The organism is Mucilaginibacter sp. R-33 (assembly GCF_049949235.1).
In the GTDB taxonomy this organism is placed as follows: domain Bacteria; phylum Bacteroidota; class Bacteroidia; order Sphingobacteriales; family Sphingobacteriaceae; genus Mucilaginibacter.
On the sequence record NZ_CP188089.1, the window covers coordinates 6090136 to 6103382 of the forward strand.

A 13247-nucleotide genomic window follows, 5' to 3' on the forward strand; every position below is an offset into this window, starting at 1 on the left:
TTATAAGTCATGTAATTAATGCTTTTTTGTTGTTGTTTATCAGTTGTTTTTTGCGGATCTGAGCTGATGTTAATTCTGAAGCTTATCGATTTTGCCTTGAATAATGGCGTTATCAGCAGGTGTTTTTATCAGCGTTAGTGCTTTCTCAAAGTTTAGTTTTGCCTGTTCATTGTCAATGCCGGTGTATAGTTCGCCAAGCAGGGTATGGTAAAACTGGTTTCCGGTGAGTTTCAATTTTTCGGCCTCACTAATGGCTTCTTCGGGGCTGTTGGCTTTGGCAAGCGCAAAGGTGCGGTTGAGTGCCGCTATAGGGGAGTATGCTATTTTCAGCAGGCGATTATAAAGCTGCAATATGTTTTCCCATTTTTGCTTGGAATCGGTTTTTTGAGTATGCCAGTAGGCTATACTGGCTTCAATGTGATATTTTGATAATTGAGTACCGGTAGTGGCAAGGTTTAAATAAAAGGCACCTTTGGCTACCAAGTCATAGTTCCAGAGGTTGGTGTCCTGATCTTCATATAAAATTAGTCCGCCGTTTTGATCTGTGCGGGCCTCAAACCTCGAGGCATGAAAATACATGAGCGAAAGCAGTGCATTAACCGGAGGTTTGTTGGTGCCTTCGTTTTCAATAAGCATGTGGCAAAGGCGCATGGCCTCAAAGCAAAGATCTTTACGCAAAACTTGGTTATCACTAACCGAATAATAACCCTCGCTAAACAACAGATAAATAGTAGTGAGCACGTTTTCGAGCCGGTTATCAATTTCAGCCGGACCAGGCATTTCGATTCCTATTTTTTCATTGCGGATCTTTTCCTTAGCCCTGAACAGGCGTTTGTTAACGGTTTCTTTATTGGTCAGGAAAGCTTCAGCCACTTCATCAATTCCGAAACCGCAAAGGATGCGTAACGAAAGCCCGATCTGTGCCTCGGGCGGGATGGCGGGATGACAAATGGCAAACATCATTTGCAGTTGGCTGTCGCTGATGTTTTGAAGCGAAAGGTCGATTTCCGGTTCATAGGTCTCCGCGATTTGTATTTCCGGGGATACCTTGCTTTCAAAAATGGCATTACGCTGTAAATGATTTTTCGCCTTGTTTTTGGCTACGCTATAAAGCCAGGCGGTTGGGTTAGGCGGGATACCTTTATAACTCCAGGCCTGGGCTGCGGTAAGGAAGGTGTCGCTGGCGATATCCTCGGCAGTTTCCATCTGATCAAATCCAAAGCGGCGGCACAGCACCGATACTATTTTGCGGTATTCGGTGCGGAATAGATGGGGAATGATTTCGGGGCTTTGCATGGGGCAAATGAAAAAATGTCATTGCGAGCGATTGCGCGGCAATCTCGTAGCTGTGCTTCGCCGTTTTGCATATCTCGCAGGCATAACTCCGGGATTGCCACGTTGCGCCGGATACTCTTTGCCCGAGCTGCTCCTCGCAATGACATGATTTATAAAATTATTTTAATGCACCCCATCATTCTTGGCAACCTTCCGCACTTCAACGGTATTGCCATCGCCCTGCAAAACAGGACAACCTTTGGCAAACTCCACAGCTTCTTCAACCGATTCGGCTTTTACAGTGATGAAACCGCCTATCGTTTCTTTGATCTCGCCGAAGGGACCGTTGGTAACTACGCCGCCATGGCCTACAATTTTGGCATCGGCAAAGGGCAAGCCAGTGCCGCTCACAAATTTGTTTTGAGCAGCTATGCCGCCAATCCAGTCCATAGTTTGTTTCATCCAGATTTGGATCTGTTCGGGAGAAGCTATTTTATTGCCATCCTCGTGCCTGAAAATTAAAACGAATTCGTCCATCTTTTTAAATTTTAAAGGTTAATAAATATATGAATTACACCTCTATATCAAATGGAAATGGCTAAATAGGACAGGGCGGGTAATATTTATTTTGAATTTGAGATGTTCAATTTCGGAATTTTTCTGAACCCGGGTAATTTCAAAAATCAGAAAGTTTATATAATAATTAAATATAGGTTATACCCAACAAAAAAAGACCATCCGCTTACGCAAATGGTCTTTTTATTTTTTGATCCCACACCTTTCAGTGGGCCGGTCGTTTATCAAACTTTGATCTCAACCTCAACACCGCTTGGCAATTCAAGCTTCATCAAGGCATCTACAGTTTTTGAGTTAGAGCTGTAAATGTCTAATAAGCGTTTGTATGAGCAAAGTTGGAATTGCTCACGTGCTTTTTTGTTTACGTGTGGTGAACGTAATACGGTGAAGATTTTCTTTTCGGTTGGTAACGGAAGTGGTCCGCTAACTACAGCGCCTGTTGGCTTTACTGTTTTTACGATTTTCTCAGCAGATTTATCTACCAGGTTGTAATCGTAAGATTTTAATTTGATCCTGATTCTTTGGCTCATGTTGATTTAAATTTAACTTCCCTAAGAGCTATTTATTAGGAAAGCTGATTGTTTATTTATAGTATTTGAAAATTTGGTAATTTGAAAGATTTGAAAATTAAAAAGACATCTTCAAATTTTTCAAATCACCGAATCTTCAAATTGATTTTTAGTTATTACCGGCAGCTTTTTTACCTTTTGCTTTAGCTACTACTTCGTCCTGTACGTTACGTGGTGCTTCAGCATAGTGATCAAACTCCATGGTTGAAGTAGCACGGCCAGAAGTAATGGTACGTAACTGGGTTACATAACCAAACATTTCTGAAAGTGGTACAGTTGCTTTAATAACCTGTGCACCGGCACGTGAATCCATACCTAAAAGCTGGCCACGACGACGGTTCATGTCACCGATAACATCACCCATGTTTTCTTCAGGGGTAAGGATCTCGATTTTCATGATCGGCTCAAGCAATACTGGTTTACATTTTGGCAATGCCTCGCGGTAAGCCATCTTAGCAGCTAACTCGAAAGATAGCGCGTCTGAATCGACTGCGTGGAATGAACCATCAATTAAACGTACTTTTAAGCTTGTTAACGGATATCCGGCTAATACACCGTTTACCATGGAAGCTTCGAAGCCTTTTTGTACAGATGGGATAAACTCACGAGGGATTGAACCACCGCTGATTTCATTCACAAACTGTAAGCCTTCTTTACCTTCATCATTTGGAGAAAGGATAACCTGGATATCAGCAAATTTACCACGACCACCGGTTTGTTTCTTGTATGTTTCGCGGTGTTGGATAGTACCTGTGATAGACTCTTTGTAAGCTACTTGTGGAGCACCCTGGTTAACCTCAACTTTAAACTCACGTTTTAAGCGGTCCATGATGATATCCAAGTGAAGTTCGCCCATACCTGAAATTACAGTCTGGCCGGTTTCTTCATCAGAGTTTACACGGAAGGTTGGATCCTCTTCGGCTAATTTACCTAAAGCCATCCCTAATTTATCAACGTCGGCCTGAGTTTTAGGCTCAATCGCTAAACCGATAACCGGCTCAGGGAAGTTCATTGACTCAAGGATGATCGGGTGTTTCTCGTCGCAAAGGGTATCACCAGTTTTAATATCTTTAAAGCCTACTACCGCAGCAATATCACCTGCACCTACGTTAGGGATAGGGTTTTGCTTGTTAGCGTGCATTTGGAAGATACGTGAAATACGCTCTTTGTTGTCTGAACGCATGTTGTGAACATACGAACCCGCTTCAAGGTTACCTGAGTAAACACGGATAAAGCACAAACGGCCTACGAAAGGATCGGTTGCAATTTTAAATGCTAAAGCTGCAAATGGCTCTTTAACATCTGGTTTACGCAAGATTTCTTCGCCTGTATCAGGGTTAGTACCGATGATACCTTCAACATCCATAGGTGATGGCAATAATTCCATCACATAATCAAGCATGGTTTGTACGCCTTTGTTTTTGAATGATGAACCGCAAACCATAGGAACGATCTTAGCATCCAAAACTGCTTTACGTAAAGCGTCAAGCACTTCGCGCTCAGTAATAGTTTCAGGAGCCTCGAAGAATTTTTCCATCAGGCTTTCGTCATACTCAGCTACTGATTCAAGCAATTTCTCTCTCCACTCGGTAGCTTCTTCAACCATATCTTCAGGAATTGGCACTTCGGTAAAGGTCATACCTTTATCGTGCTCATTCCAAACGATACCTCTCCAGTTAATCAGGTCAACAACACCTTTAAAGTGTTCTTCGGCACCAATTGGTAATTGAAGTGGCACAGCGTTGCTGCCCAGCATGCTTTTAACTTGTTTAACAACGTTCAGGAAATCGGCACCAGAACGGTCCATCTTGTTAACGAAACCGATACGGGCAACGTTATAGTTGTTAGCAAGCCTCCAGTTGGTTTCAGATTGTGGCTCAACACCATCAACCGCGCTAAAAAGGAACACCAAACCGTCAAGTACACGTAATGAACGGTTTACCTCTACGGTAAAGTCCACGTGACCCGGGGTATCAATGATGTTCATGTGATAGTTATGGCCTCTGTATTTCCAGTTAACAGTAGTAGCAGCCGATGTGATGGTAATACCACGTTCCTGCTCCTGTGCCATCCAGTCCATTGTTGCGGCACCTTCGTGTACCTCACCAATTTTGTGGCTTACACCAGCATAGTAAAGGATACGCTCGGTAGTGGTAGTTTTACCAGCATCAATGTGAGCGGCAATACCTATATTTCTTGTATATCTTAGATCTCTTGACATTTTTGTTTTTTTATGATTACACCGATTATGTTATGATTTCACTGATTTATTGCGATTATGCCTAAAAGGCGCAATCATAGCAAATCAATATAATCTTAATATATAATCGGTGTAATCCTTTTATATCGGTGTAATCCTTAATTAGAACCTGAAGTGTGAGAACGCTTTGTTAGCCTCAGCCATTTTGTGCGTATCTTCTTTCTTCTTAACAGCAGCACCTTCGCCTTTTGCAGCAGAGATGATTTCGCCGGCTAATTTCTCCATCATGGTTTTTTCACCACGACGACGGGCATAGCTGATCAACCATTTCATACCTAAAGCTACTTTACGCTCAGGACGAACCTCGGTAGGTACCTGGAAGTTAGCACCACCTACACGGCGGCTTTTTACTTCAACAGCAGGCATTACATTGTTTAAAGCTTTTTTCCAGGTTTCTAAGCCGTTTTCGCTTGTCTTTTTCTCAACAATTTCAACAGCGTTGTAAAAAATAGCGTATGCGGTTGATTTTTTACCATCATACATCATGTTGTTTACAAACCTTGTTACCAAAGTATCATTGAACTTTGGATCAGGAAGGATAATTCTCTTTTTTGGTTTTGACTTTCTCATTGCTTTCTATCCTCCTTAATTATTTCTTTTTACCTTTTGTTGGCGCTGCTGCTACCTGACCTGGTTTAGGACGTTTGGTACCATATTTTGAACGACGTTGGTTACGGCCAGCTACACCTGATGTATCCAGTGCACCACGGATGATGTGGTAACGTACACCTGGTAAGTCTTTAACACGACCACCGCGGATCAAAACGATAGAGTGCTCCTGTAAGTTGTGACCTTCACCTGGGATGTAAGCGTTTACTTCTTTACCGTTGGTTAAGCGCACACGGGCAACTTTACGCATTGCTGAGTTTGGTTTTTTAGGGGTAGTGGTATACACGCGTGTGCATACGCCTCTTCGCTGTGGACAGCTGTCCAACGCTGGTGACTTACTCTTGTCAACCAGAGCTACTCTACCTTTTCTAACTAATTGCTGAATAGTAGGCATTTCTTGCTTTTTTGTCTAATAATTTTATCCCGCATTTCGGGACTGCAAAAGTACGAACATTATTTTTGATTTTCAAGTAGTTGTGTGAAAGTTTTTTTGAGGGGAAGAAGTCACTGCAAAGTTAACCCGAAACGTCATTGCGAGGAACGAAGCAATCCCAAACCTACAGGGCGGACCTGCTAATAGGGGATTGCTTCGTTCCTCGCAATGACGCCTTTTTATAATTACTTTTAATAACAATCTGCAAAATCATCGTAATCATCTTTAATCAACGGCACAAAAAAGGGCCGGTTACCGATGTGACCTGGTTTAGGAAACAGCGGGCCGGCCCGTAATGCTTTATATAATGATTTAATTAGGGAACTTATTCTTTTACCCTGTTCCAGGTGTCGCGATTAAAAGCCAATACCTTGGTAGGGGTGCCACTGGCATCTTTGCTGAACTTTAATGGAAAGCCAAAAGGTTGATTTAAAAACAGCACATCTGATAGTGGTTTAAAATTGATCTCCTTACCATCCCATGATTGTTTGAGTGTTAAACCATCGGGAATAGCGGTAATCGTTAAAAAAAGATCAGCCCGTTCGTCCGATTGATATTTGCCTGCTAAAACCTTTATTTGTTCGGGCTTTAGTTGTACTTCTCTGGGAGGGGTATAGCTTTTTATTTTCAAGAATATTTGTCTGCCACCTAACGAAACCTGGTTAATCTCTCCCGCCTCATTCTTTGAAAATACAACCGGGATCTTTTCATCGCCGTCATCGTCTAAAAGTTCAAACTCAAGATCCGATTTTCGGGTTAAGGTTAGTTTTTGATCTCCCCCCAATTGTTGGGCAATTAATTTATCGCCATCAACAATAAGCTTGTAAACCCTAAACTCGTTCTCTTTTAACTGGTAAATGCCCTCAAAGGCTTTGAGTTGGGTATCAGTAGTAATAGTTGTTGAATGTTTGGGGCTTTTGGCTATAGTTGTGACTGTGCTTGTCACAAGTAGTAAAGCGAATGTAGCTATAAATGCAAACCTGCATATATAGCCCGTAGTAGTTTTAATGCTGGTCATTTTTGATAGGTTTATAATGTTGAACCAAATCTACGAAAAATGATTTTGGAAAATCAAATTTTACAGAATTAAATTTTGTTGAATTTTATTTTTATTGTTTTAAATTCTGATTTTAATGTATTTTTAATTTAAGGCCACAATAAAATTCGGTGTCGAATAAATCAGATGGACATAAAGAGAGCGCCGGTAAAAACCGGCGCCCTCTTTCATCACTCACTAAAACTACTTATATAGAAAACTTAAATTAACAATCTTAATAACCGCGGCCGTGATAATGGCCGTGATCGTCACCGTCATGGTAACCATTATTATAACCGTTGTTATATCCGTTACGGTACCTGTGGTGGTGACCATAATCTTCACGTACCACACAACCTGAGGTTACTGATATTACTGCTGATATTAATAGTGCCAAAGCAACAAATTTCCTTTTCATGGCGTAAATTCTTTAATCCATCATCTTTATTGAAGATGTACACCTATATGACTGATGGAAATAGAAAAGGATTAATGAGGAATTACTTATTGTAATTTTTTTGAGCGCCTGAGAACGGGCTTTTCAATTATAGTATAAAATAAAGCAGCAAAACATACACATGATAAAATGGTTAGCCCAAAAAGGATTATTGGATTTGATAAGTGGGCTTTAGCAAATTTCAGAAAGAAAAATATGGCTATGGTATGTGTGAGGTACAAAGAGTATGAGATATTACCCAAAAACAGGAACGGCCTGTAAGGTCTTTTGTTAAATAAAAGGATAATTAACGTAGTAACAAAGGGCAATACGCCTGTTATGATAGAAACTTTCCATGCAACAATGGCGCAAAAAACAGTAAGGTAGATTGTTGCTGTTTGAGGCCTGATCTTATTAATTAAACACATAAACCCAATGTAGCCCGCAGCAAAATCGTACCAATAGGTAAATACAACATCACGTATATTAAGTTTAGCAAACACACATATTACACTTATGCTGCAAACTATTGAAATAGATACCGCAGGTTTACAACGCATTAACAACGAAAAAAACACGCCTAACAAAATGTAATATTGAAATTCAATTGCTAATGTCCAGAAGATGGGTGAATACCAGCTGTAATTTTTAAACAGCGGAGCAATATGAAATATATTTACCGCAAATTGCCTGATATCAAAGCTTTGCCAGGGCACAATGCCCAATATAAAAAGCAGGGCAATAGCCGCCCAATAAGGAGGCTCGATCCTGAACAGCCTTTTTAATATGAAGTTTGGAAATTTGGCAAGGGTATAATTGATCTTACTCAACGAATAAGGAAGAACAAAACCGGATATCACAAAAAATATTGAAACGCCGAGTTGACCGCTCATAAACAGCTGTTTGATAAGTGGACTATATGTTTCTGCATTCATTATATAATAATGAGTGATACATACACCTAACGCAGCTAATCCTCTTAATAAAACGATACTATCTATCTTACTTTGATGTTTAAACACCCCCGAATATCTGATAAATATTTGTTTAATGAAATGGGGTGGTAACTATATTAAAAAAAGAAAGATTGCTTTTGATGGCGACGTTAAAAATTAATATGTTATGCAATGGAGGTTTATTGATTATCAATTATATTGATACTTTCCCTGTATTCCTGCTGAATAATGAGCAGGCAATTGGCGCACAAACACCCATCATACAACTCGCTCACGTATTGCACCTCGTTAATGGTAAGCTGTACAGTACTGCACTGGCACTTGGTGAATGAATTGGCTTTACATTCAAAAGGCGTTTTGCAACGTTCGCAACGGATGATCTCGTGTTTGTGCATTCTTTTAAGTCCGAAAGCCGGTAAAGTCCGCAAGTCCGGAAGATCGGTGCGGAAACGGTTAGTCAAAAGTATTAATTAAATGCAAGTAGAATGTCAACGAAATCCCACTAAAAGTAAAGGCCCATAAACCGAAGTTCATGGGCTTTGAAAGTTATCTTACGGACTTGCGTACTTTCCTACTTCCGGACTAATAAAAACCTACGCTGAACAAGTCACACAGCCTTCTTCCATTGAGCAGGTTGGGCCTGCAGGAATTTCGTCGGCAACGGCGTCAACAACTGCGGGGATAACTGGATCCATGTTTTTGCCGCCCTGGTTTTCAACCGTAAATTTAATCGCTTGCGACGCTGCTTGTGTACGCAGGTAATACATACCTGTTTTCAATCCTTTTTTCCATGCGTAGAAGTGCATTGAAGTCAGTTTTGAAGCGTTTGGCGAGTTGATGAACAGGTTCAATGATTGCGACTGGCAAATGTACGCGCCCCTGTCGGCAGCCATATCAATAATGCTGCGCATCTTGATCTCCCAAACAGTTTTGTACAATGCTTTGATATCAGCAGGGATCTCAGCTATTTCCTGGATCGAGCCGTTTGCGCTAATGATCTTATCTTTCATGCTGGTGCTCCACAGGCCAAGGTTAACCAAATCGCGCAATAAATATTTGTTCACTACAATGAACTCGCCACTTAATACACGACGGGTGTATATGTTTGAAGTATATGGTTCAAAGCACTCGTTGTTACCCAATATTTGTGATGTAGAAGCAGTTGGCATCGGTGCAACCAATAATGAGTTACGTACACCATGGTTCATTACATCTAAACGCAGGTTTTCCCAATCCCAACGGCCGCTTTCCGGTTTTACACCCCACAGGTCAAACTGGAATTTACCTTGTGACAGCGGTGAGCCTTTGAAAGTTTCATAAGCGCCATCTTTTATCGCCATATCTTTTGAAGCTGTCATAGCTGCAAAGTAGATGGTTTCGAAGATCTCGATGTTTAGTTTTTTAGCTTCATCGCTTTCAAACGGCATACGCAGTTGAATGAAAGTATCAGCCAAGCCCTGTACACCTAAACCAATAGGACGGTGGCGCAGATTTGAGTATTCGGCTTCTTTAACAGGGTAGTAGTTACCGTCAATGATCCGGTTAAGGTTGATGGTGGCCTGGTAAGTTACTTCATACAGTTTATCATGATCAAACGCGCCGTTACTGATGTAACGTGGCAACGCCAATGATGCAAGATTACAAACAGCTACTTCGTTTGCATCGGTATACTCGATGATCTCGGTGCAAAGGTTTGAGCTTTTAATGGTACCCAGGTTTTGCTGGTTTGATTTACCGTTGGCAGCATCTTTATATAATAAGTATGGCGTACCGGTTTCAACCTGTGCATCTAACACTGCAAACCAAAGTTCCTGCGCTTTTACAGTACGGCGCTGACGGCCTTCTTTTTCATATTTGGTGTACAGTTCTTCAAATTCTTTACCCCAGCAATCGGCTAAGCCCGGTGCTTCGTGCGGACAGAATAAGCTCCAGTCTTCATTGGCCTCAACACGCTGCATAAACAGGTCAGATACCCAAAGGGCATAAAACAAGTCGCGGGCACGCATTTCTTCTTTACCGTGGTTTTTACGCAGGTCAAGGAACTCAAAGATATCAGCATGCCATGGCTCTAAGTACACAGCAAAAGCGCCTTTACGTTTACCTCCGCCCTGATCAACATAACGTGCGGTATCATTAAATACACGCAGCATTGGGATGATACCGTTGCTGGTACCGTTAGTGCCGCTGATGTATGAACCTGTAGCCCTTACATTGTGGATGCTTAAACCAATACCACCCGCGCTTTGCGAAATTTTAGCGGTTTGTTTCAGTGTGTCATAAATGCCTTCGATGCTATCATCTTTCATGGTTAACAGGAAACATGACGACATTTGTGGTTTTGGCGTACCAGCATTAAACAAGGTTGGCGTAGCATGTGTAAACCAGCGCTCGCTCATTAAATGGTATGTTTTAATGGCGCTTTCAATATCGTGTTTATGGATACCCACCGATACACGCATGAACAAATGCTGAGGACGCTCGGCAATTTTACCGTCGATCTTTAACAGGTATGATTTTTCAAGGGTTTTAAAACCAAAGTAGTCAAAACCAAAGTCGCGGTCATAAATGATCGTGCTGTCAAGTAACTCAGCATTTTCCTTGATCACTTCCCACACATCATCAGCGATAAGCGACGCGTCTTTACCGGTTTTCTTGTCAACATATTCATGCAGGAGGCGCATGGTTTCTGAAAACGATTTAATGGTGTTTTTATGCAGGTTTGATACCGCGATACGTGATGCCAGCAAAGCATAATCGGGGTGCTTGGTGGTCAGTGAAGCGGCGGTTTCTGCTGCCAGGTTATCCAGCTCGGAGGTGGTAACGCCGTCAAACAAACCTTCAATTACCTTTTTAGCCACATCAATTGGATCAACTAATTGAAACCCGTAGCACAGTTTTTCAATACGTGCGGTGATCTTATCAAATTTTACGGACTCTCTTCTACCGTCTCTTTTTACTACGAACATTTTTGCCCCTCCTTGCCCCGTTAAAAGCGAAGCTTTTTTAGTTAATATTATTGTGATTTGATTGTTTTCCTGAACCTTGATTCTAAACCTTGATTTTCCTGATTTGAGGATTTCCTGATGCAAAGATTCAACCTAATCTCTGAACCAATCTCTAAATCTAAAAATCATCATCCAGCGAAAAGCTTTTGCTTTCGGCCGATGCGTTTAGCACACCACTTTTTTGATAGTCGCCTACGCGTTTTTCAAAGAAGTTTGTTTTACCCTGTAACGAGATCATTTCCATGAAATCGAACGGATTGGTTGCGTTATAAAATTTATCGTAACCCAATTCGCCCAACCATCTGTCGGCCACAAACTCAATGTACTGGCTCATCAGTTTGGCGTTCATGCCTATCAGGTTCACCGGCAAGGCTTCGGTGATAAATTCTTTCTCTATTTCTACCGCGTCGGTAATGATCTTGGTAACCTGTTCCTGCGGTAGTTTGTTTTCAAGCATGCCATATAATAAGCACGCGAATTCGCAATGCGAGCCTTCATCGCGCGAGATCAGCTCGTTGCTGAAAGTTAAACCCGGCATCAGGCCACGTTTTTTAAGCCAGAATATAGAGCAAAAGCTGCCTGAAAAGAAGATCCCTTCAACAGCTGCGAATGCAACCAAACGCTCGGCAAAGTTGCCGTTGTTGATCCATTTCAATGCCCACTCGGCTTTTTTGCCAACGCATGGCACAGTTTCGATAGCATGGAAAAGACGATCTTTCTCGGCCGGATCTTTCACGTAGGTGTCTATCAGCAGGGCATAGGTTTCAGAGTGAATGTTTTCCATCATGATCTGGAAACCGTAAAAGCAGCGTGCTTCGGGCAATTGTACTTCGCTCATGAAGTTTACCGCCAGGTTCTCGTTCACGATACCATCGCTTGCGGCAAAAAAAGCGAGCACATGCGAGATAAAATGTTTCTCGCCCGAATTAAGACTTTCCCAATGTTTGATGTCGTCTGATAGGTCGATTTCTTCGGCGGTCCAGAAGCTGGCCTCCGCTTTTTTATACATCTCCCAAATTGCGGGATACTTGATGGGAAGGATAACAAACCGGTCCTTGTTTTCCCGTAGTAATAATTCGTTTTCCAAACTCATTGGTGTCTACTTTATTAGTTTCTTTCTTCAATCAGGTATTCAGACACGAAAGCAAGCCCTACTTTTCAATAAAGCTTTAAATTTTGATGCCTTCGGATCATTCCTTAGCAACTGTATTGTGTAACTTTCTGACAGCCAGTTATTTAATTAGAAGTTGACGAGTGCTTCTGGCCGCCGGCTGAATGCCTTTTTTATTACCTTGCTGAGCAAAGTTAATGTTTGAGTTGTGTAGTTGTGAATGATAGTTTTTCACAAACCCCCGAGTTATCCACACTTTATCGGCACTTGTTATATTGATGGAAAATTAACGGACTTGAAAACAGCCGATTAAAAATTTGATTGAAATTCGGAGGCCTTTATACTTGCGGATTACGATAATTTAACATTATAAATTACTTGACTTAACACCGACAATTATTGCCAATAATGAAATGCTTTTGCTTGCGGCAGGTATCAATATTTAAATGTGAAATTAAAAGGTCACTGCAGGCCGGTATGTGGAAAACAATTACGCCCGTTAATCATGAATCAACGGGCGTATTCCTGAAAGTTTTACGAATTATTTTGCGTCCTCAACCGGAACAAATTTCATCGACACTGAATTTACACAATGGCGGGTGTTTTTAGCGGTCATGTACTCACCCTCAAACACGTGGCCCAGGTGAGCGCCGCAATTTGCACACAGGATTTCTACCCTGCGGCCATCGGCGTCTACCTCGCGGCGTACAGCTCCTTCAATTTCGTCGTCAAAACTTGGCCAGCCGCAAAATGATTCAAACTTATCTTCCGATCGATACAGCGGCGCATCGCAGCGTTTGCAAACGTATAAACCTTGTGCCTTATTGTTCAGTAAAGAACCGGTGAACGGCCTTTCGGTACCTTTGTATAATATTACCCTTTCTTCTTCGGGCGTTAATTGATTGTACTCCATATTTTTTGTTGGGATTACACAGATTTTTCTTGATGATCTCACCGATCGGGAAACTCCATCTGGTGTTT

The 13247-nt window shown here is 41.6% G+C and carries 13 protein-coding genes; all 13 read right to left on the reverse strand.

Annotated elements, in window-relative coordinates; translation table 11 throughout:
• Window positions 1-69: 69 nt before the first annotated feature.
• The 13 genes from ACP26M_RS25310 to ACP26M_RS25370 all read right to left on the reverse strand — a co-directional run bounded on the left by ACP26M_RS25310 (window position 70) and on the right by ACP26M_RS25370 (window position 13179).
• Entirely contained in the window at window positions 70-1296 is a 1227-nt protein-coding gene (locus tag ACP26M_RS25310; protein ID WP_426584344.1) for an RNA polymerase sigma factor, read from the reverse strand.
• A 162-nt stretch (window positions 1297-1458) separates the two neighbouring features.
• Window positions 1459-1812: a YciI family protein gene (locus ACP26M_RS25315; RefSeq protein ID WP_426584346.1), complete on the reverse strand. Its 354-nt coding sequence runs from the start codon at window positions 1810-1812 to the stop codon at window positions 1459-1461.
• Between the two features lie 263 nt (window positions 1813-2075).
• Window positions 2076-2381: a 30S ribosomal protein S10 gene (gene rpsJ, locus ACP26M_RS25320; RefSeq protein WP_022830652.1), complete on the reverse strand. Its 306-nt coding sequence runs from the start codon at window positions 2379-2381 to the stop codon at window positions 2076-2078.
• Between the two features lie 148 nt (window positions 2382-2529).
• Window positions 2530-4641 carry an elongation factor G gene (gene fusA / locus ACP26M_RS25325; protein ID WP_426584350.1) on the reverse strand — a complete coding sequence of 704 codons (2112 nt, stop codon included), beginning with the start codon at window positions 4639-4641 and terminating at the stop codon, window positions 2530-2532.
• A gap of 141 nt (window positions 4642-4782) precedes the next feature.
• Window positions 4783-5250: a 30S ribosomal protein S7 gene (gene rpsG / locus ACP26M_RS25330; protein ID WP_110585619.1), complete on the reverse strand. Its 468-nt coding sequence runs from the start codon at window positions 5248-5250 to the stop codon at window positions 4783-4785.
• A gap of 19 nt (window positions 5251-5269) precedes the next feature.
• The gene (gene rpsL, locus ACP26M_RS25335) at window positions 5270-5683 is read right to left on the reverse strand and encodes a 30S ribosomal protein S12 (protein WP_073405808.1); all 414 of its coding nucleotides are present in this window, start codon (window positions 5681-5683) and stop codon (window positions 5270-5272) included.
• Between the two features lie 364 nt (window positions 5684-6047).
• Window positions 6048-6740 (reverse strand): hypothetical protein, encoded by a 693-nt coding sequence (locus ACP26M_RS25340; RefSeq protein WP_426584353.1) that lies wholly within the window; start codon window positions 6738-6740, stop codon window positions 6048-6050.
• A gap of 253 nt (window positions 6741-6993) precedes the next feature.
• Window positions 6994-7176 (reverse strand): hypothetical protein, encoded by a 183-nt coding sequence (locus ACP26M_RS25345; RefSeq protein WP_426584355.1) that lies wholly within the window; start codon window positions 7174-7176, stop codon window positions 6994-6996.
• A gap of 86 nt (window positions 7177-7262) precedes the next feature.
• A complete protein-coding gene (locus ACP26M_RS25350) occupies window positions 7263-8216 on the reverse strand; it encodes an acyltransferase family protein (protein WP_426584357.1) in 954 nt (317 codons plus the stop codon).
• 113 nt (window positions 8217-8329) lie between these two features.
• Window positions 8330-8611 carry a cysteine-rich CWC family protein gene (locus ACP26M_RS25355; protein ID WP_426584359.1) on the reverse strand — a complete coding sequence of 94 codons (282 nt, stop codon included), beginning with the start codon at window positions 8609-8611 and terminating at the stop codon, window positions 8330-8332.
• 132 nt (window positions 8612-8743) lie between these two features.
• Window positions 8744-11116 carry a ribonucleoside-diphosphate reductase subunit alpha gene (locus ACP26M_RS25360; RefSeq protein WP_426584361.1) on the reverse strand — a complete coding sequence of 791 codons (2373 nt, stop codon included), beginning with the start codon at window positions 11114-11116 and terminating at the stop codon, window positions 8744-8746.
• Window positions 11117-11273: 157 nt separating this feature from the next.
• Window positions 11274-12248 (reverse strand): ribonucleoside-diphosphate reductase small subunit, encoded by a 975-nt coding sequence (locus ACP26M_RS25365; RefSeq protein ID WP_426584363.1) that lies wholly within the window; start codon window positions 12246-12248, stop codon window positions 11274-11276.
• 559 nt (window positions 12249-12807) lie between these two features.
• Window positions 12808-13179: a methionine-R-sulfoxide reductase gene (locus ACP26M_RS25370; protein ID WP_090531310.1), complete on the reverse strand. Its 372-nt coding sequence runs from the start codon at window positions 13177-13179 to the stop codon at window positions 12808-12810.
• Window positions 13180-13247 lie beyond the last annotated feature (68 nt).